This window comes from Plantibacter sp. CFBP 8798, from assembly GCF_014841195.1.
Lineage (GTDB): Bacteria > Actinomycetota > Actinomycetes > Actinomycetales > Microbacteriaceae > Plantibacter > Plantibacter auratus.
In genome coordinates this window covers 373,017-392,668 of record NZ_JACYTS010000004.1, presented here as the reverse complement: position 1 = coordinate 392,668, position 19,652 = coordinate 373,017, and the positions used below count along the sequence as shown (strand labels likewise).

At 70.2% G+C, this 19,652-nt stretch carries 18 protein-coding genes; 10 read left to right on the top strand and 8 right to left on the bottom strand.

The annotated features are described in order from the left end of the window. Positions 1–198 precede the first annotated feature (198 nt). Genes mvk through IFU30_RS19415 form a run of 5 tightly spaced genes read left to right on the top strand, consistent with a single transcriptional unit; the run spans position 199 to position 5,723 of the window. Positions 199–1,137: a mevalonate kinase gene (mvk, locus tag IFU30_RS19435; RefSeq protein WP_192006815.1), complete on the top strand. Its 939-nt coding sequence runs from the start codon at positions 199–201 to the stop codon at positions 1,135–1,137. Continuing rightward, a complete protein-coding gene (gene mvaD, locus IFU30_RS19430; protein ID WP_342450900.1) occupies positions 1,134–2,192 on the top strand; it encodes a diphosphomevalonate decarboxylase in 1,059 nt (352 codons plus the stop codon). The genes mvk and mvaD overlap by 4 nt, the downstream gene beginning before the upstream one ends. Further along, complete coding sequence (locus IFU30_RS19425) at positions 2,189–3,406, top strand: phosphomevalonate kinase (RefSeq protein ID WP_071262515.1); 1,218 nt, start codon at positions 2,189–2,191, stop codon at positions 3,404–3,406. Before mvaD ends, IFU30_RS19425 begins: the two co-directional genes overlap by 4 nt. Continuing rightward, positions 3,403–4,470 carry a hydroxymethylglutaryl-CoA reductase gene (locus IFU30_RS19420; RefSeq protein ID WP_079002857.1) on the top strand — a complete coding sequence of 356 codons (1,068 nt, stop codon included), beginning with the start codon at positions 3,403–3,405 and terminating at the stop codon, positions 4,468–4,470. The genes IFU30_RS19425 and IFU30_RS19420 overlap by 4 nt, the downstream gene beginning before the upstream one ends. Before the next feature lie 59 nt (positions 4,471–4,529). After that, a complete protein-coding gene (locus IFU30_RS19415) occupies positions 4,530–5,723 on the top strand; it encodes a hydroxymethylglutaryl-CoA synthase (RefSeq protein ID WP_192006813.1) in 1,194 nt (397 codons plus the stop codon). Positions 5,724–5,944: 221 nt separating this feature from the next. Here the strand turns inward: IFU30_RS19415 and IFU30_RS19410 are convergent, their stop codons facing one another. Beyond that, a complete protein-coding gene (locus IFU30_RS19410; protein ID WP_192006812.1) occupies positions 5,945–8,038 on the bottom strand; it encodes an acyltransferase family protein in 2,094 nt (697 codons plus the stop codon). Between the two features lie 132 nt (positions 8,039–8,170). Beyond that, positions 8,171–9,274 (bottom strand): VIT1/CCC1 transporter family protein, encoded by a 1,104-nt coding sequence (locus IFU30_RS19405; protein ID WP_192006811.1) that lies wholly within the window; start codon positions 9,272–9,274, stop codon positions 8,171–8,173. A gap of 146 nt (positions 9,275–9,420) precedes the next feature. Between IFU30_RS19405 and purE the strand changes: the two genes are divergently transcribed. Beyond that, positions 9,421–9,942 (top strand): 5-(carboxyamino)imidazole ribonucleotide mutase, encoded by a 522-nt coding sequence (gene purE / locus IFU30_RS19400; protein ID WP_426738734.1) that lies wholly within the window; start codon positions 9,421–9,423, stop codon positions 9,940–9,942. Further along, complete coding sequence (locus IFU30_RS19395; RefSeq protein ID WP_249404931.1) at positions 9,939–11,312, top strand: LCP family protein; 1,374 nt, start codon at positions 9,939–9,941, stop codon at positions 11,310–11,312. Before purE ends, IFU30_RS19395 begins: the two co-directional genes overlap by 4 nt. 49 nt (positions 11,313–11,361) lie before the next feature. Here IFU30_RS19395 and IFU30_RS19390 read toward each other — a convergent pair whose 3' ends face one another. The 4 genes from IFU30_RS19390 to IFU30_RS19375 all read right to left on the bottom strand — a co-directional run bounded on the left by IFU30_RS19390 (position 11,362) and on the right by IFU30_RS19375 (position 14,854). After that, on the bottom strand, positions 11,362–12,180 hold the full coding sequence (locus IFU30_RS19390) for a methyltransferase domain-containing protein (RefSeq protein ID WP_192006809.1): 819 nt from the start codon (positions 12,178–12,180) through the stop codon (positions 11,362–11,364). Positions 12,181–12,279: 99 nt separating this feature from the next. Next, positions 12,280–13,416: a glycosyltransferase gene (locus IFU30_RS19385; RefSeq protein WP_192006808.1), complete on the bottom strand. Its 1,137-nt coding sequence runs from the start codon at positions 13,414–13,416 to the stop codon at positions 12,280–12,282. After that, complete coding sequence (gene rfbD / locus IFU30_RS19380; protein ID WP_197977663.1) at positions 13,413–14,264, bottom strand: dTDP-4-dehydrorhamnose reductase; 852 nt, start codon at positions 14,262–14,264, stop codon at positions 13,413–13,415. The genes IFU30_RS19385 and rfbD overlap by 4 nt, the downstream gene beginning before the upstream one ends. Beyond that, complete coding sequence (locus IFU30_RS19375) at positions 14,261–14,854, bottom strand: GtrA family protein (protein ID WP_192006807.1); 594 nt, start codon at positions 14,852–14,854, stop codon at positions 14,261–14,263. Before IFU30_RS19375 ends, rfbD begins: the two co-directional genes overlap by 4 nt. 100 nt (positions 14,855–14,954) lie before the next feature. Here IFU30_RS19375 and IFU30_RS19370 point away from each other — a divergent pair, with 100 nt between their 5' ends. Together IFU30_RS19370 and rfbA are read left to right on the top strand one after the other, a co-directional pair. Then, the gene (locus tag IFU30_RS19370) at positions 14,955–15,560 is read left to right on the top strand and encodes a dTDP-4-dehydrorhamnose 3,5-epimerase family protein (RefSeq protein WP_192006806.1); all 606 of its coding nucleotides are present in this window, start codon (positions 14,955–14,957) and stop codon (positions 15,558–15,560) included. A 2-nt stretch (positions 15,561–15,562) separates the two neighbouring features. Further along, a complete protein-coding gene (gene rfbA / locus IFU30_RS19365; protein ID WP_192006805.1) occupies positions 15,563–16,432 on the top strand; it encodes a glucose-1-phosphate thymidylyltransferase RfbA in 870 nt (289 codons plus the stop codon). A gap of 30 nt (positions 16,433–16,462) precedes the next feature. On the opposite strand, the gene IFU30_RS19360 is transcribed toward rfbA, so the two are convergent. Then, positions 16,463–17,449, bottom strand: coding sequence for a lysylphosphatidylglycerol synthase transmembrane domain-containing protein (locus tag IFU30_RS19360; RefSeq protein WP_192006804.1), 987 nt, complete (start codon positions 17,447–17,449; stop codon positions 16,463–16,465). A gap of 45 nt (positions 17,450–17,494) precedes the next feature. Here IFU30_RS19360 and IFU30_RS19355 point away from each other — a divergent pair, with 45 nt between their 5' ends. Then, positions 17,495–18,700 (top strand): glycosyltransferase, encoded by a 1,206-nt coding sequence (locus tag IFU30_RS19355; RefSeq protein ID WP_192006803.1) that lies wholly within the window; start codon positions 17,495–17,497, stop codon positions 18,698–18,700. Between the two features lie 7 nt (positions 18,701–18,707). Here the strand turns inward: IFU30_RS19355 and IFU30_RS19350 are convergent, their stop codons facing one another. Further along, positions 18,708–19,649 carry a glycosyltransferase family 2 protein gene (locus IFU30_RS19350; protein WP_192006802.1) on the bottom strand — a complete coding sequence of 314 codons (942 nt, stop codon included), beginning with the start codon at positions 19,647–19,649 and terminating at the stop codon, positions 18,708–18,710. Positions 19,650–19,652: the final 3 nt, after the last annotated feature.

The window sequence follows — 19,652 nt, the reverse complement described above, 5'->3', positions numbered from 1 at the left end:
GGCCGTTCGGCGTAGGCTGGGTGTTTCCGGTACGCATGGGACACGCCGTGAGCGCTCCGGCAGCTCCCGTCGACGGCCCATCGTGCAGCGCCCGGATGCGCTGCGGGACGGCTCACGAGCCGGCCCCGTGGTGGATCGGATCGCGACCGGACGACCGATGTGCAGCCAGCTGCATGTTTTTCGGACCAGAATGGTGAGATGACGACAGAGCACACGGCTGCGACCGGTCGCGGCTTCGCGCACGCCAAGGCGATCCTGCTGGGCGAGCACGCCGTCGTGTACGGGTCTCCAGCCGTCGCCCTGCCCATCCCGTCGCTCCGGGTCGAGGCGACCGCCCGACGCATCGACGGAGCCTCGGTGCTCGACACCGAGATCTCGCTCGGCCCGCTCGACGCCTCCGATCCGCTCGGGACCACCGTCCTCGAGACCCTCGCGCACGTCGGTGCGGCACCGGCCGGTGTCGAGGTCGTCGTCCGCGGGACGCTCCCGATCGGCAGAGGCCTCGGTTCGAGTGCCGCGGCCGCCAACGCGATCGTCGACGCAGTCGCCGACCTGCACGGCGTGGCGCTCGACGACGCCGACCGGTTCGAGCTCGTGCAGCGCGGCGAACGCGTCGCCCACGGGACGCCCAGCGGTCTCGACGCCCGGGCCACGAGCTCCTCGACACCCATCCTCTTCACCGCCGGCCGCGTCGAGCATCCGCCGATCCGCTTCGGCGGCAGCTTCGTCGTGGCCGACACCGGTGCGCGCGGGTCGACCCGGAAGGCGGTCGCCGACGTCCGCGCCTTCGTCGAGCTGCACCCCGAGCGTGGTCGCGCGCTCCTGGCCGAGCTCGAACGCGGGACCGTGGCGGGCGTCGCCGACCTCGCCGCGGACCGCCGCGACGACCTCGGGACCCGCATGGACGCGGCGCAGGTCGTCCTCGACGAACTCGGCGCCGGCCACCCCGCCATCACCGCGCTCATCGCGGTCGCCGCGGGAAACGGCGCCCTCGGCGCGAAGCTCACGGGCGGCGGGCAGGGCGGATGCATCATCACCCTCGCCGCAGACCCCGCGTCAGCCCGACGCATCTCGCAAGCCCTGCTCGAGGCCGGAGCACTCGGCACCTGGACGATCGACGCGGAGGACTACGCGTGACCCTGACCCCGCAACAGCTCGCGACGACCGCCTCGGAGGAGGGCAGTGCGACCGCGCTCGCCAACCCCAACATCGCCCTCGTCAAGTACTGGGGCAAGCGGGACGAGGCGCTCATCCTCCCGTGGACCGGAAGCCTCTCACTGACCCTCGACGCAGCGCCCACGACGACGACGGTGCGACTGACCGACGCACACGACGACGTCGTGCTCCTCGGTGGACGACCCCTCGAGGGCACCGCCCGCTCCCGCGTCACGCGCTTCATCGACCTCGTGCGCGCGCTCGCAGGCCGGGACGAGCGCGTCGCCGTCGACTCCCACAACGAGATCCCCACGGGCGCCGGCCTCGCCTCCTCGGCTTCGGGCTTCGCTGCGCTGGCGCTCGCCGCATCGACCGCGTTCGGACTCGACCTCGACCGCCGCGCCCTCTCCCGGCTCGCGCGCCGCGGCTCGGGCTCGGCCTCCCGCTCGATCTTCGACGGGCTCGCGGTTTGGCATGCCGGTCATGACGACGAGAGTTCCTTCGCCGAGGGGGTGCCGGCCTCCGGGCTCGAGCTCGGCATGGTCCTCACCGTCCTCGATGCCCGGGCCAAGTCGGTCTCCAGTCGCGACGGCATGCGGCGCACGGTCGACACCTCCCCGTACTACCCCGCCTGGGTCGAACGCACCCCCGTCGAACTCGAGGAGATGCTCGCCGCGATCACCCGCGCCGACTTCACCGCGGTGGGCACGATCGCCGAGCGGAACGCGATGCGGATGCACGCCACGATGCTCGGCGCCGAGCCGCCGGTCAGGTATTGGGGACCGGCGAGCGTGGAACTGCTCGATCTCGTCGCAAACCTCAGAGGCGACGGCCTCGAATGCTATGCGACGATGGACGCCGGCCCGAACGTGAAGATCCTGTGTCGAGCCGACGCGGTCGACGAGCTCGCGACTCGGATCCTCGAGGCGCAGCCCGACATCGGCGTCATCCCCGCCAGAGCTGGACGGGGCGCGAGGCTCATCACCTCGGAGCCCGGCGGATCGGCGGGCGAGCAGACAACGGAAGGAGCGCGATGATCGAGATCAAGGCGCCCGGCAAGCTCTTCGTGGCCGGCGAGTACGCCGTCGTCGAACCAGGGCACCCCTCCATCCTCGTCGCGGTCGACCGGTGCGTCACCGTCCGACTCGAGGCGAGCGAGCACGAGGGCCGCATCTTCTCCGACCAGTACGGCCGAGCGCCCATCATCTGGCGTCGCAACCGCAACGGGGTCGTCGTCGAGCACGAGGAACGCCCGCTCGACCACGTCCTCTCCGCCGTGAGCACGATGGAGACCCTCGTCGCCGAGCTCGGCGTCGCGCAGCGGTTCTCCGCGCTGTCCATCACGAGCGAGCTCGACGACGCGAGCGGCCGGAAGTTCGGCCTCGGCTCGAGCGCGGCCGTGACGACCGCCACCATCCGCGCCCTCGACGAGTTCTACCAGCTCGACCTCACCCGCACGCAGATGCTCAAGCTCGCGATCCTCGCCACCATCGACGTCGCGCCGGCAGCCTCCGGGGGCGACCTCGCGGCGAGCATGTTCGGCGGCTGGCTCCGCTACACCTCACCCGATCGGGCCCGGCTGCGGGAGGTGCGCCACCGAGAAGGGGTGCTCGCCGCCCTCCGCGACCCCTGGGCCGAGCTGGGGCTCGAGCGCCTGTCGCCGCCGACCTCGCTCCGGCTCCTCGTCGGCTGGACCGGCGAGCCCGCCTCGACCACGCGTCTCGTCGACGAACTGCAGTCCCGCAAGTGGGCGGAGACCGCCCACTACACCTCGTTCCTCGCGGCCAGTCGCGCCGCCGTCGACGCTCTCACGATCGGCTTGAACGACGAGGACCCGGCCCTCGTGCTCGGCGCCGTCCGCTCCGCGCGCGCGACGCTCGCCGGTCTCGGACGCGACGCCGGTGTCGACATCGAGACCGCCGCGCTCGCGCAACTCTGCGACGCCGCCGAGCGCCTCGGCGGGGCGGCCAAGTCCTCCGGTGCCGGTGGTGGCGACTGCGGCATCGCATTCATCGGGCAGTCCGTCTCCACCGCCGCCCTCGAGGACGACTGGTCGGCCCACGGCATCGAGCGGCTCCCGCTCACGGTGCACCCGCCGACCGGACTCATCGACGCCGCCCACAGCCCGTGGGGACCGTCGGAGATCAGCCGCACCGACGACGACGCGGTCGAATCCATCAGATCCACCTACGCTCGTGCCTTCGCCGAGCAGCACGACGTCCTCCGGGGCGGAACGGAACCCCACGCATGAGCAACGAACCCGACGGCGTCGCACCGGTCCCACTCAAGTGGATCGGCCCGCTCCATCTGAGCGGCAACGTCATGGAGGGCGAGCAGGAGGTCCCGCTCGCGACCTATGAGAGCCCGCTCTGGCCGTCGGTCCGTCGGGGCGCCCGCATCTCCTCCATGGTCCCCGGCGGCATCCGCGCGACGCTCGTCGACGAGCGGATGAGCCGCTCCGTCCTGTTCGAGGTCGACTCGGCCGGCGACGCCCTGCAGGCACTCCGCGAGATCGAGCGCAGCCTGCCCGAGCTGCAGGCCGTCGTCGCCCAGTCGAGTCACTTCGCCGAACTCATCGAGATCAACTCGCAGATCGCCGGCAACCTGCTCTTCCTGCGCCTCGAGTTCCGCACCGGTGACGCGTCCGGCCACAACATGGTCACGCTCGCGGCGGACCGTCTCATGCCGTACATCATGGAGCGTTGGCCGATGCTCCGCTACGGCTCGATCTCCGGCAACTTCTGCTCCGACAAGAAAGCGACCGCGGTCAACGGCATCCTGGGTCGCGGCAAGAACGTCGTCACCGAGATGACGATCCCGCGGGCGATCGTCGAGCGGTTCCTGCACACGACGCCCGAGCAGATCGTGCAGCTGAACGTGCGCAAGAACCTCGTCGGGACGATCCTCGCCGGCGGCCTGCGCAGCGCGAACGCCCACTACGCCAACATGCTGCTCGCGTTCTACCTGGCGACCGGCCAGGACGCGGCGAACATCGTCGAGGGCTCGCAGGGCGTCACACACGCCGAGGTGCACGACGGCGACCTGTACTTCTCCTGCACCCTGCCGAACCTCATCGTCGGCACGGTCGGCAACGGCAAGGGGCTCGGCTTCGTCGAGGAGAACCTCACCCGCCTCGGGTGCCGCGAGGATCGTGAACCCGGCGCCAACGCCCGGCGACTCGCCGTCCTGTGCGCCGCCGCGGTCTGGTGTGGCGAGCTGTCACTCCTCGCCGCGCAGACCAACCCCGGCGAGCTCATGGCCGCCCATCTGAAGCTCGAACGCAGCGCGCAGACCGCAGCCGGCGCGCCCGCCTGACCCTCCCACCGCACCGGGGGACCGGTGCATCGTCGACGCTCGAACGGAGCACCCCGCACGTGAACACCAACCAGACCAGCAGCCCCGCCGTCGGCATCGACGACATCGCCTTCGCGACCGGGGCGAACCGCATCGATCTCGCCGAGCTCGCCGGGCGCTTCGGTGTCGAACCCGCCAAGTACTACATCGGTCTCGGCCAGAGCGAGATGAGCGTCCCGGCCGCCGACGAGGACATCGTCACGATGGCGGCCGCCGCTGCCGCACCAATCATCGAACGGCACGGCAGCGACCGCCTGCGGACCGTCCTGTTCGCCACCGAGTCCGGCATCGACCAGTCGAAGTCCGCGGGCGTCTACGTGCACCGGCTGCTCGGCCTGCCGCAGGCGGTCCGCGTGGTCGAGCTCAAGCAAGCCTGCTACTCGGCCACCGCGGCGCTGCAGTTCGCGGCTGCGCTCGTCGCGCGGAACCCCGAGGAGACCGTGCTCGTGATCGCGAGCGACATCGCGCGGTACGAACTGCACTCCAACGCCGAGCCGACGCAGGGCGCCGGGGCCGTCGCCATGCTCGTTGCCGCCGATCCGGCAATCCTCGAGCTCGAGACCGCGACCGGCGTCTACACGCAGGACGTCATGGACTTCTGGCGCCCGAACCACAGCGCGACGGCGATCGTCGACGGCAAGCTGTCCATCTCCGCCTACCAGGACGCCATCGAGGGGGCCTGGGCGGACTACCGGTCACGCGGCGGCGCGGACTTCTCCGAGGTCGACCACTTCTGCTACCACCAGCCGTTCACGAAGATGGCGATCAAGGCGCACCGGCACCTGGCCAAGTCGCTCGGCTCCGAGCGCACCCAGGAGGAGTTGGACGCACAGATCGAGCCGACGACCGGGTACAACCGCCGGATCGGGAACAGCTACACGGCCTCCGTGTACCTCGCGCTGCTCGCGCTGCTCGACGGCGACGACGACCTCACCGGTCGGCGCATCGCGTTTCTCAGCTACGGCTCGGGTGCGGTCGCGGAGTGCTTCAGCGGCATCGTGCGTCCGGGCTACCGCTCGGCTCTGCGGAGCGACGCGAACCGTGCCCAGCTCGATGCGCGGACGGTCGTCGACGACGCCCGCTACCTGCAGCTCCTCGAGGACGCTGCGTCGGCCGACGTCCACGACTCCGACCGCCCTCGCGAGACCGGTGCGCCGTTCCGTTTCGCGGGCGTCGTCGGCGACCGCCGGCAGTACGAGCCCACCTCCGCCTGACCGTTCCCGCGCTCGAGCTCTCCTGGGTGGTCGCCGGCGCGGTGCGCTGACGTCACCGCGGGTCGGGGACGCGAGCGCGGGTCTCCGGAGGGGCGCGCTCACGCGTGTGCCCCGCGGTCGTGCCGGTTCCGCCGCGCTCGCGTCAGCGCACCGCGCCGACGCCGGGTTCGACACGCTCGCGTCAGCGCACCGCGCTGGCACTCCACCCGATCGGGGACTGGTCACCCTCGGGAGGTGGCGGCTCGGATCCGGTCGACGAGGAACGGGCCCAGGGTCCGCGACCAGGTGGCCGTGATGTGGTGCAGATCGCGATAGACGAGCACGTTCCCGACGGCGAGCGGACAGGTCCCGGCGGCGCAGTACAGCTCGCCGAGATCCACGACCGGCACGGCGCCGTCGGTCATCGCCGCCGTGGCGGTGTTCAGGTCGAACGTCGGGTACGCCTCGGCCACGGGGAAGGCGCACGCCCCCGCGATGAGCTCGGCGGCGCTCGTGCGGTCGACGCACGCCGCGGCCTCGGTCGGCACGCGGGGATTGTCCCGCAGCACCACGATCGACGTCCCTTGCTCGAGCACCGGTCTCCACGCCGCGAGCGTCGCGCTGCGGATCGCAGACTGTTCGGCCACCGAGGTCTCGTCCGGACTCTTGGAAGTCACCAGGATGATGTCGTACGGCTGCTCACCCGTGAACGCCTCCTGCATGAGCGTCCGCCGGGCGTCACAGGCCGCCGAGTCGTCGGGTGCCGGTGCCCGCCACTCGCAGCCCTTGCCGACGTACACGTCGAGTCGCCAGTTGCGTGCCTCGAGCTGGTCGACGAGTCCGGGGATGAGCATCGTGGCGTGCGAGTTCCCGGTGAGCGCGACCCGCGTGGCGTCCGGGCGCTCGGAACCGAATGTGCAGCCGGGGAAGTCCGGTGCGTCGGCCGCCGCGGAACACCGGAAGGTGTCGCCGGTGTCCTCGGTCCGCACCGACAGCGGCGGCAGGAGTTCGTCCGCCAACGCCGGATTGATGCAGCCCGACATGGCCGCATCGGCACCGAAACACGGCTCGCCGTCCGCGACGTAGGCGTCCACGGTGCTCGCGAGGGTGCGTTGCTCGGTAGCGACGGTCAGCAACCCCGCCGTCGGGATGCAGAGCACGAGTGCGGTCGCCACGCCCGCCAGCAGGACGGTCCGTGCGGAGCGTGCGTGCGCGAGGACGGGGGTTCGTCGGACAGGGTCCTCGACGAACCGTTTCGTCAGCGCGGCGAGGACCACGGCGATGACCAGGAGTGCCGTAGCGACAGCCCACCCGAGCGGGTCGTCGAGCGCGATGGGCACGCCGAGCACCCACGGCGCGACCACGATGAGCGGCCAGTGCCACAGGTACAGCGAATAGGAGAGATCGCCGAGGAGGAGCGACGCACGTGTGCGCGCAAGGGTCGTCACGGACCATCGGTGGGTCGACGACCCACCGACGATCACGAGGAGCGTCCCGAGGACCGGGAGGGCGGCGGCGATCCCGGGGAACGCCGTCCGCTCGGTGAAGGCGACCAGGGCGACCGCCAGGAGGACGACGCCGAGGACGCCGGAGACCGTTCGCCACCGGGTGCGGTGCACGACCACGACCGGCCCGAGGAGCGCGAGCAGACCGCCGGCCGCGAACTCCCAGGCACGGGTCGGCGTGGCGAAGTACGCCGGAGCCGGGTCCGCCGCCGTGTACAGGATCGAGCACAGGAGTGAGGTGGCCCCGATGATCCCGAGCGCAACACCGAGGGTGCGGCGGAGGTCCGACGGTCGACGCCGGGTGAGCCACACGCACAGCAGGACGACGAGTGGCCAGCCGAGGTAGAACTGCTCTTCGACGGAGAGCGACCAGAAGTGCTGGACCGGTGACGCGGCGCTGCCCTGTGCGAGATAGTCCACGGAGCTCCCGGCCAGGAACCAGTTCTCCCAAGAGGTCGCGCTCGCCACGGTCTCGGTGAAGAACTGCGTCCAGGCGCTCGGCGGGGCCAGCCGCCAGATGAGCACGGCGGTGACGGCGAGGACGAGCAGGGCGGCCGGCAGGAGTCGCCGGATCCTGCGGGCCCAGAACGCCGGGAGGTCGACGCGGCCCGTCTCGTCGGCCTGGCGTGCGAGGTGGCTCGTGATCAGATATCCGCTGACGACGAAGAACACGTCGACGCCGACGTACCCGCCGGGCAAGAGCGTCGACGACAGGTGGAAGACCACGACGGACAGGACGGCGATCGCGCGGAGCAACTGGATGTCGGGCTGCGTGCGCGGAACCGCTCCGAGGAGGGGAGACGCGCCGGTCCGGCCCCGCAGCTGCCTCACGCGCCCTCCTCCACCCTCCGGGTCGACGGACGGCGGGCTCAGCGTAGGGAACGCCGGTGACGCACTCGTGGACGGCAGATGACGTGTTCGCATCGGCTCCCGATGTCGCGCGGCGGACGACCGACGGCCGGGTCAGCCGACGTTCGCGCCGAAGAGCAGGCCGAGCAGGTAGGTCGCCGCAGCAGCGCCGTACCCGATCACGAGTTGTCGCAGTGCCCGGCGAAGCGGTGGCCCCCCGGAGAGCAGCCCGACGACGGCGCCGGTGCCGAGCAGGGCCACCCCGACCAGGAGCGCGGCGACCAGCAATGCAGCGACATCCTGCAGTCCGAACAGGTAGGGCAGGACCGGGATGACGGCGCCCGACGCGAAGAAGCAGAAGCTCGAGAGCGCGGCACCGAGCCCGGTCCCGATGGCCTCGTGCTCCATCGCCGTCCGGGCCTCGCGCTGGTAGGTGCCGGCGCCGACGCGGGCCAGGACGTCCGCTGCGTGGGCCTCGGCTTCATCGACCTCCATGCCGCGTGCCCGGTAGACGAGCGCGAGTTCGTTCGCGTCGACGTCGAGGTGGGGGAGGGCGTCGTCGGCCGCGGGGTTGGGGCTGGACGCCTCGAGCAGTTCCCGCTGCGACCGCACCGAGACGTACTCGCCGGCCCCCATCGACAGCGCGCCCGCCAGGAGGCCCGCGAGCCCGGCAGCGAGGACGACGCCGTTGCCGACGCCGGTGGCGCTCATGCCGATGACGAGCGCGAGGTTCGAGACGAGGCCGTCGTTCGCTCCGAACACGGCCGCCCGGAACGTTCCGGACAGGCGGTTGCGTCCTCGGGCGGCCAGGCCCCGGACGACCTCCTCGTGGATCTGCTCGTCGGCGGCCATGCGCTCGGTGGCCGCCCGTTCGGTCGCGTAGGGCGAGCGCGACTCGGCGCGCTGGACGAGCGCCAGGACGAAGACGGATCCGAACCGCCTCGCGAGCCAGCCGAGCAGCCTGGTCCGCAGGTCACCGCGTTGCGGCTTGCCGACGTCCTCCCCGAGCAGCGCGATCCAGTGCGACTCGTGGCGTTTCTCGGCCTCCGCGAGCGCGAGCAGGATGTCGCGCTCCTCACCGCTCCGCCGCCCGGCGAGATCCCGGTAGACGGCGGCCTCGGCGCGTTCGTCGGCGAGGTACCCGCGCCACCGCCGCAGCTCGCGCTGGCTGGGCGGCTCGTGGCGTGCTGCGGATCCGTCCGCGGTCGACGTGCTCATCCGCCGATTGTCCCAGACACCGGTCGACCCGTGCGCTGCGCGGTACCGAGGCGTCCCCGGACTGGGGGCTCCTGGGCGAGGGCTTGTCCGCCAGCTGCGGTGCGTCCTGAGCCGATCTTCAGGCACCGCGATCTACGATGGTGCTCATGCCCGAGAACTCCGCCCCGTCCCTTGACGCCCCGCCGCTCGTCGGCGTCGTGATGGGCTCGGACTCCGACTGGAACGTCATGAGCGACGCGGCGCAGGTGCTCCGCGACTTCGGCGTGCCGTTCGAGGTCGAGGTGCTGTCGGCCCACCGCACGCCCGAGAAGATGATCGCCTACGGCAAAACCGCCTACGGCCGTGGCGTCAAGGTCGTCATCGCCGGTGCCGGTGGAGCGGCGCACCTTCCCGGGATGCTCGCCTCCGTCACCACGCTCCCGGTCGTCGGCGTCCCGGTGCCGCTCTCCCGCCTCGACGGCCTCGACTCGCTCCTGTCGATCGTGCAGATGCCCGCTGGCGTGCCGGTCGCGACCGTGTCGATCGGTGGCGCGAAGAACGCCGCGCTGATCGCCGTCAAGATCCTCGCCACGGCCGACGACGCCTTGCACCACGCGCTCGTCGCCTACGCCGAGGCCCTCGCCGACTCGGTCGAGGAGAAGAACCGGAACCTCAAAGCGCAGCTATGACGAGTGCAGCCACCGCCGCGAAGCCGATGCGGTACCCAGACACCCGTTCACGCGAGGTGATGACCAAGCGCGCCTGGTGGCTCGTCCTGCTCAACCTGCTGATCCCCGGCTCCGCACAGGTGCTCGCCGGGAACCGGAAGCTCGGTCGGTTCGGCCTCGGGTTCACCCTCTTCCTCTGGCTGCTCGTCGTCGTCGGCGTAGCCCTCATGTTCCTCGCCCGCGAAGTGCTCTTCACCCTCGCGACGAACCCGATCGCGCTGACCGTCGCCCAGGTCCTCCTCGTCGCCTACGCGATCCTCTGGGTCGTGCTGACGCTCGACACCTTGCGGCTCGTCCGTCTCGTCAAGGCCTCGCCGAACGCCAGGCTCGGCGTCGCGCTGTTCACCACCCTCGCCATGGTGCTGGTGGCCGGTGGGGCCGGGTACGGAGCGGTCGTCGCCGGCGCGACCCGCGGCTCGATCTCCTCCATCTTCGGCAACACCGGTCCGTCGGAGCCGCCGGTGGACGGCTACTACAACATCCTGCTGCTCGGTGGTGACGCCGGCCCCGACCGCGACGGGATGCGGCCGGACAGCATGTCGGTCGTCAGCATCAACGCGGAGACCGGGCAGGCGACGACGATGTCCATGCCGCGCGACCTCGTCGACATCCCGTTCCCCGAGGGCAGCGAGATGGCGTCCCTCTACCCGGACGGCTACGACGACTCCTGCGATGTCGACGTCTGTCAGCTCAACTCGATCTACACCGAGATCGAGCTGAAGAACCCCGAACTGTTCCCCAAGGCGACGGCCGAGGCGAGTGAGCCCGGCATCGAGGCGATGAAGCAGGCCGCGGAGGGCATCACCGGGCTGCACATCCAGTGGTACGTCCTCATCGACATGTACGGCTTCGCCACGCTGATCGACACGCTCGGTGGCGTCGACATCGACGTCAAGGAACGGCTCCCGATGGACGGCGACGCCGACCTCGAGAACGTCACGGCGTGGATCGAGCCCGGTCAGCAGCACATGGACGGCTGGACGGCGCTCATGTACGCCCGGTCGCGGCACTCGACGAGCGACTACGACCGCATGGAGCGCCAGCACATCCTGCAGACGGCGATGCTCAAACAGTTCAACCCGGCGAACGTCCTCGCGCGCTTCCAGGACGTGGCAGCCGCGGGAGGAGACGTCGTCAAGACCGATGTGCCGCAGGGCATGCTCGGTTACTTCGTGAACCTCGCGCTGAAGACGCGCGAGCTGCCGATCAACTCCCTGCAGTTCGTCCCGCCGACGATCGATCCGGAAGAGCCTGACTACACGCTCATCCACCAGATGGTGCAGGACCAGCTGTTCCCGCCGTCGCCGAGCCCGGAGCCCGACGCCGGCTGAGCCCAGATCCCTGAGCCGACTTTCCCGGTCCCTGAGCCTGTCGAAGGGCTCAGCGCACGGTCGCGATGATCTCGCCGTGCGGAACGGCGAACCATCCGTCGGCCGCGTCGACCCAGTCCCGCCACGCCGTCGAGATGAGGACCAGGTCGTCGTCGTCCGCGATCCCGGTCTCGAGCGCCTGGGTCGCGAAGCTGGAGGTCTGCGCCCGCTCCGACCACGCGCCGCCCCACCACTCGCGGTCCGCAGGGGATTCGAACGACCAGACGCTCGCCGTGCTGCGCAGCTCCGTCAGCCCGGCTTCCATCGCCCACGACTTCAGCCGGCTCCCGGCATCCGGTTCACCGCCGTTCGCCCTGGCGAGCTCCTGGTAGATCTCCATCCACCGGCTGAGGCCGGCGGACAGCGGGTACCAGACCGCCCCGCCGTAGACGATCTCGCGGAGGGCGATGATGCCGCCCGGTCGGACCACCCGTCGCAGTTCGCGGATCACGGCGACCGGGTCGGCCACATGCTGGAGGAGCTGGTGCACGTGGGCGACGTCGACGCTGTCGTCAGGGAGGTCGAGTGCATAGGCGTCACCGACCGTGAAGCTGACGTTCCCGACGCCGGCGGCGGCGGCACGGGCTCGGGCGTCGGCGGTGACCTGGTCCGAGGCGTCGACGCCGATGACCGTGCCGGGCGCCACGAGGCGGGCGAGGTCGAGCGTGATCGTGCCTGGCCCGCTGCCGAGGTCCAGGACCTGGAGGCCCGCGTGCAGATGGGGGAGCAGGTGTGCAGCGGAGTTCTCGGCGGTGCGCCAGGAATGGGTACGCAGGACGCTGGGATGGTGGCCGAGCGTGTAGCGCTCGCGAGCGGTCGAAGAGGTCACCCATCAACCCTACGAGTGTCGGATCGGCCGTCCGCCCACGTTACGAACGGGCGGATTCAGCGGCGTGAATCGACGCTGATCGTCATCATCCCGGCCGGCTCAGATCTCCGCGTGGAGCTGCCAGACGCGTTCGGCGGAGTCGCGCCAGCTGAAGGCCTGCTCGCGGTCCATGCCGAGGATGCGCAGGCGCGAGAGGCGTTCGCTGTCCCCGATGACGTCGTTGATGGTGGCGATGAGTCGATCGGCGTACCCCTTGGCACCGGACTCGACCACGACGCCGGCTCCACCGCCGACCTCGACGAGCGCCGGCACGTCGGAGTGGATGACGGGCGTGCCGAAGCGGAACGCCTCGACGAGCGGGAGCCCGAACCCTTCGGCGAGACTCGGGTAGACGAAGGCGGTCGCGCGGTCGAGGACGACGGCGAGGTCGGCGTCGTCGAGGAATCCGAGTGCACGCACCCGCCCCTCCGGCAGACCGGCCTCATCGGCCACCTGCGCGAGGGTGACGTCGCCCCAGCTGTCGGTGCCGACGATGAGCAGCGGGAGGTCGGGGGCGCCGGGGCGGCCGAGGCCGGTGATGAGCTCCGTGATGCCGCGGCGGGGGTCGAGCGAACCGACCGACACGAGGTATTCGGATGGGAGGTCGAGCGTCCGTGCACGGCCGTCGGCGTCGGTCGGGATGGTGAGCGCGGTCGCGGCGGCACCGCCGATGACGCGGACGCGGTCGCCGAGATCGACGATGTCGCGCAGTTCGTCGGCGACCGCATGCGTCGGGACCACGATGGCGTCCGCGTGCTTCCGCGCCCGCTTGACCATCGCCTTCTGCCAGGCCACCGACATCGGCGTCAGGGACGAGGGGTGCGACCAGGCGAGTGTGTCGTGGATGGTGACGACGATCTGGTTGCCGTCGTTGATGCGGTCGTGGCGGTTGAGTGGGGCGAGCAGGCCCGGGGCGTGCACCATGCCGTTCGCCGTCCCCGGTGCCACGATGCCGAGCTGCCAGGCGGCACTGAGCTCGCGTCGCGGCAGCGTGGTGCGATGCAGCGTCGCCAGCCCGGGGAGCTTGGACTCGAGGAGGTCGATCTTCTCCTTCGGCACCGCCGAGACGATGCCCTCGACGTCGCATCCGGCCGGGGCACTCGCGATGAGCTCCCGGGTGAGTTCCTCGGAGTAGCGACCGACTCCACCGGCGACCGGTGCGACGATCTGGTCGACGACGACGCGGAGGGTGGTCACGGTGCCGTGACGACGCCGTGCTGCGTCGCTGCCTCGAAGGCCTCCCGCCAGTCGCGCATCGGCGCGAGTCCGGCGGTGGCCCAGGCGTCGTGGCCGAGCACCGAGTAGGCAGGGCGCGGCGCGGGGCGGACGAACGCCGAGCTGTCGGTGGGGGAGACCCGTGCGGGGTCTGCGCCGACCGCAGCGAAGACCGCCTGGGCGAACTCGTACCAGGAGGCCTGCCCGGCGTTGGTGCCGTGGTAGATCCCGGCGGGCGCGTCGGCGTCGAGCAGCGCGACGATCTGCGCGGCGAGGTCGGCGGTCCATGTGGGCTGCCCCAGCTGGTCGGTGACGACGGCCGGGTCGACGCCGTTCCCAGCCAGCTTCGCCATGGTGGCGGCGAAGTTCGGTCCGTTCTTGCCGTACAGCCAGGCCGTGCGGACGATGTAGCCGCCGTTCGGGTGCTCGGCGAGGACGGCTCGCTCGCCGTCGGCCTTCGTGCGGCCGTAGGCGCTGATCGGGGCCAGCGGGTGGTCCTCCTGGTACGGCGAGGTGGCGGAGCCGTCGAAGACGTAGTCGGTGGACACCTGGACGAGCTTCGCGCCGGCCTCCCGGGCGGCGACCGCGAGGTTGCGGGCGCCGATGGCGTTCACGGCGGCTGCATCGGCCTCGTGCGATTCGGCGTCGTCGACCTTCGTGTAGGCGGCGGCGTTGATGACGGCGGTGTGACCCGCGACAGCGGCGCGGACCGCCTCGAGGTCGGTCACGTCGAGCTCGGCGCGACCGAGGGCGGTGACCTCACGACCCGTCAGGGCCTCCTGCAGGTCGTGGCCGAGCATGCCGGAAGCGCCGGTGATCAGGTACGTCAAGATAGGGGTCCTCTCGGGAGTGGCCCGTTCATCGTACCCGGCTCGGTCGTGGAGGTCGCTGACCGGGTGGCGTCGGTCGGCGGCTCCTCGAACAGGGTCCGCTGGGCCTCCTCCACACGGGCGAGGTTGGCCAGACCGTCCGCCCGGTGGTGCCCGTACACCCAGAACCGGTAGAGGAAGAACCGGAAGAGGGTTCCGAGGCCCAGCCCGATCACGTTCGACGCGATGTTGTCGGCGAGCAGCGAGGTGAAGCCGAGCGCATAGTGACTGATGTACAGGCACCCCACGGCGATCGCCATGCCGCCGAGCGACACGATGACGTACTCGCCGAGCTCCAGGACGAAGTTCTTCCGGCGGTGCTCGCGGAAGGTCCAGTACCGGTTGCCGATCCAGTTGAAGACGATCGCGACCGAGACACTGATGACCTTGGCGCCGATGGGGGACTGCGCGAGGTGGTCATGCCCGAAGACGCCGACCCGCAGCAGGTTGAACACGAGGACGTCGAGGCCGAAGCCGATGAGTCCGACGACGCCGAACTTCACCGCGTACGCGGCGACGCCGTCCCAGAGGCGGCGGAGCAGGGGGATCATGGCGGGCCGTTCTGTGCGCGGACACTCGATTATGCCTGAGGCGACCGGGAACCGGACCGCGGCATCCCGCCGCAGGGCACCGTCTTGGTAGACTCCCCGGGTGCAGATCCGCGAACTGAACGTCCCCGACAGCTATGAGATCACGCCGAAGCAGTTCGGCGACGACCGAGGTGTCTTCCTCGAGTGGTACCGCTTCGACAAGCTCGAAGAGGCCTCCGGCCGGTCCATCAAGCTCGCGCAGTCGAACACCTCGGTGTCGAAGCGCGGCTCGGTGCGCGGCATCCACTTCGCGGACATCCCGATCGGCCAGGCGAAGTACGTCACGGCCACGCGCGGCGCCGTCCTCGACTACGTCATCGACATCCGCGTGGGCTCAGCGACCTTCGGCCAGTGGGACTCGGTGCTGCTCGACGACACCGACCGCAAGGCCATCTTCATCTCCGAGGGCCTCGGTCACTGCTTCGTGGCGCTCACCGACGACGCCACCGTCAGCTACCTCGTGACCGACGTCTACCGTCCCGACCGTGAGCACGGCATCAACCCGCTCGACGAGCGGGTCGGTCTCGTCATCCCGCCCGAGGCCGGTACGCCGCTGCTCTCACCGAAGGACACCGAGGCCCCCGGCCTCGACGAGGCGGCCGCCGCCGGCCTCCTGCCGACCTGGGACGACGCCCGGGCGTTCTACGCGACCTTGAAGGGGAACTGACGATGCGCGGCATCATTCTCGCCGGTGGATCCGGCACGCGGCTCTGGCCGATCACCAAGGGCATCTCGAAGCAGCTCATGCCGATCTACGACAAGCCGATGATCTACTACCCCCTGTCGACGCTCATGATGGCGGGGATCAAGGAGATCCTCATCATCACCACCCCTGAGTACAACGAGCAGTTCCGTGCACTCCTCGGCAACGGTGACGACCTCGGGATCCGGCTCGAGTACGCGGTGCAGCCCTCGCCAGACGGCCTGGCACAGGCCTTCATCATCGGTGAGGAGTTCATCGGCGACGAGAGCGTCGCCCTGGTCCTGGGTGACAACATCTTCCACGGCACCGGCCTCGGTTCCGCCCTCCGCAGCCACAACGACATCGACGGTGCGCTCATCTTCGCGTACCAGGTGGCAGACCCGAAGGCTTACGGCGTCGTGGAGTTCGACGACGACTTCAAGGCGCTCTCCATCGAGGAGAAGCCGGCCAAGCCGAAGAGCAACTACGCGGTCCCCGGGCTCTACTTCTACGACAACTCGATCGTCGAGATCGCCAAGACGATCGAGCCCTCCGCGCGAGGCGAGCTCGAGATCTCCACGGTCAACGAGCGCTACCTCGAGCAGGGCGCGCTGCAGGTCCAGGTGCTCGACCGCGGTACCGCCTGGCTCGACACCGGCACCTTCGAGTCGATGATGCAGGCGTCCGAGTACGTGCGCGTCATCGAGGACCGCCAGGGCTTCAAGGTGGGCTGCATCGAGGAGATCGCCTGGCGCGCCGGGTGGATCGACGACGAGCAGCTCGCCGCCCTCGCCGCGCCGCTGGTGAAGAGCGGCTACGGCCGGTACCTGCAGACGCTGCTGGCACAGCAGAGCTGAATCGGTTCGCTCCCTGCACCCGACCTGCGCTCAGCGTGGGTCGGGTGTCGGCGTTCCAGCCTCCGCCGGTGGGTCCAGGTCTGCTGCATCGGCCGACTCCGGATGGACGACGACCGCAGTCACACGACCTCGTACGACCGCGTAGACGCAGACGGCGACGTCGACGATGATGAGCAGGAAGCGGCTGACGAGCACGATACCGAGGATCGAACCGGCGGCGACGGTGTTCGCGAGCACCAGGGCCAGGATCGCCTCCCGGACGCCCGCGCCCGCCGGTGCGATGACCGCCAGGAAGCCGGCCACCCAGGCGAGCGAGTAACCGAAGACCGCCGGCAGGATCGCCGCCGGGTCGACAGTGCCCAGCGCGGACACGATGCACCAGAGGTGGACCCCGAACGCGCCCCAGCTGGCCAGCGACCAGCCGACGGCGGAGAGGAGGGGCAGACTGCGGAGTTGCGGGAGCTCGTCCCGACGCCGCATCAGGGTGAACATCCATCCCAGCACGAGTCGCATGACCGGGGGCAGCAGCGCGATCACGCCGATGGCGACGAGGGCGATCAGGAGCGGCGCGTATTGCCGGAGGGCGGGGAACCCGAAGAGCGCTCCGACCGCGAGGGTCGAGCCGGTGACGAGACTGACTCCCAGCTGTGCCGTGAGCGTCACGACCGTCGTGGCCGTCGGCAGGCCCGCGCGACGTCCGAGCTGGCTTCCGGCGACGATCGGCCAGACCCCGCCCGGGATGTACTTGCCGATCTGCGAGACGAAGACCACGTAGCCGGCTTCGCGGACCGAGATGCGGCGGCCGAACGCGATCACGATGGCCCGCCACGCGAGCATGGACAGGGCCACCCCGGCGAACCCGGCGAGCGCGGACCCGACGAGCCACCACGGATCCATCCGTCCCACGCTCGTCGAGAACGAGGACCAGTTCGCGACCACGGTCCAGGCGATGCAGGCGACGACCACGGCCGCGAAGCCGACCTGGAGCGGCTTCCTATACTTGGTGAGGATCTTCATGGGATGTGCCCATTATCCCGCAGCGACCCGTGAAGGAGTCACCCGATGCCGAAGCCCAGACTCCTCGTGCTGGCGTCCACCTGGCCGGCGATCCCCGAGGACGGGACGCCGTCGTTCGTCCGCGACCTCGCGATCGAGGAGGCGGAGCAGTTCGAGGTGCTCGCCCTCGTGCCGAGGGTGCCCGGTTCCGTGGCCGAGGAGCAGGACGGACCGATCCTCGTCCGGCGCTACCGCTTCTTCCCGACGAGATGGGAGGATCTGGCGGACGGCGCCATCCTCGAGAACCTTCGCGCCCGCCGGACGCGGTGGCTGCAACTGCCGTTCTTCCTGCTCGGTCAGCTCGTCGCGACCCGCCGGGCGGTGCGGCGATTCAAGCCCGATGTGCTCCACGTGCACTGGATCGTGCCGCAGGGGATCATCGCGCGTATCGCCGCCGCTCGGGTGCCGAAGCTCCTCACCTCGCCTGGCGGCGACATCTACGCGCTCGATTCGGCGCCGATGCGCCGGGTGAAGCGCTGGGTCCTCGGGAACGCGGACCGGGTGACGGTCATGAACCGGGACATGTTGGCGCGAGCCGTGGAGCTCGGGGTCCCCGCCGAGCACGCCAGGGTGCTCCCGATGGGCACCCGGCTGCCTGCGGTCGACGCCCGAGCCGACTCGCGACCCGACATCGTGCCGCTTCCGGAGGACGACCGCCCCCTGCGCATCCTCTTCGTCGGGCGGCTCGTGGAGAAGAAGGGGCTGCACGTGCTCCTGAGCGCACTCCGTGGGCTCCCGGCCAGTCCCGCGTGGACCCTCGAGGTCGGCGGTGACGGTCCACTCCGCGGAGCGTCCGAGGCGCAGGCCGAGGGCCTTCCGGTCACGTTCCACGGCCAGTTGGATCGGGACGCGCTCGATGCCGCCTTCGCGAGGGCCGATGTGGTGGTGTTCCCCTCGGTGCTCTCCGCCTCAGGGGATCAGGACGGCCTGCCGGTGGTCATCCTGGACGCGTTCGCCGCCGGAGCCTGCATCGTCGTCTCCGACCTCCCCGGGCTGAACGAGGCCGTCGTCGACGGGGTGAGCGGCTTGATCGTGCCGCCGGACGACGCAGACCGTCTGACCGAGGTGCTCGGTCGGCTGCTCGCCGATGCTCCACTCCGAGCGCACCTCCGGCGGGGTGCCCGGGAACGGGCGACCGAGTACTCCCTGGAGACGGCGGGCGCTCGATACTCGGCCGTGCTGCACGAGGTGCTCGCCGAACGCGCTCGGTGAACCGCCCTCAGTCGCCGTAGCGTTGCAGCTTGAGGTAGTCCAGTGTCTCCTCGCTGAGGGTCCGGTTGATCCGGGTGAGATCCGCCACGACCCCGATCGCGAAGGACAGGAGCGATCCCATCAGCAGCGTGGCACCGACGAGCAGCGACTGCAGGTGGTTCCCGCCGTCGTCGATCCACATGAGGACGGCGTACCGCAGGAACGGGATCAGTCCGGCGACCGCGAGCAGGGCTCCGAGACCGGCGAACACGACGTATGGCCGGTACATGAGGTAGGCACGGGTGATCGCGACGCCGGACTGGTACATGTGCTCGCCGATGTTCCGGAAGAGCCTGGACTCGCGGGTCTTCGCGTTGGTCGTGACCGGGATGCTGGTGATCGCGAGACGCTTGTAGCCGGCCTGGATGATCGTCTCCATGCAGTAGCTGAACCGGGTGACGACGTTCAGTCGGATCAACGAGTACTTCGAGTACGCCCGGAAGCCGCTCGCCGCATCGGGGAGGTCGGTGCCCGCCGCCTTGTTCACGACGAAGCTGCCGAAGCGTTGCATGGACTTCTTGAACGGCGAGAAGTGCTCGATCAGCGCGGTCTGGCGGTCGGCGACGACGATGTCGGCGTCACCGCGGAGGATGGGCTGGACGAGATCGCCGATGCGGTCCTGGGGGTACTGGTTGTCGCCGTCGGTGTTCACGACGATGTCGGCGCCGTGCAGCAGCGCGTAGTCGACGCCGTCGCGGAAGGACCGCGCGAGACCCATGTTCCGGGTGTGCTGGACGATGTGGTCCACCCCGTGCGCCCGAGCGATCTCGACCGTGCGATCGGTCGACCCGTCGTCGATGACGAGGATCTCGATCTCGTCGATTCCCGGGATGACGGTGGGGATGGACCGCAAGACCGACGGAAGGGTCTCCTCTTCGTTCAGGCAGGGGATCTGAACAATGAGTTTCATACG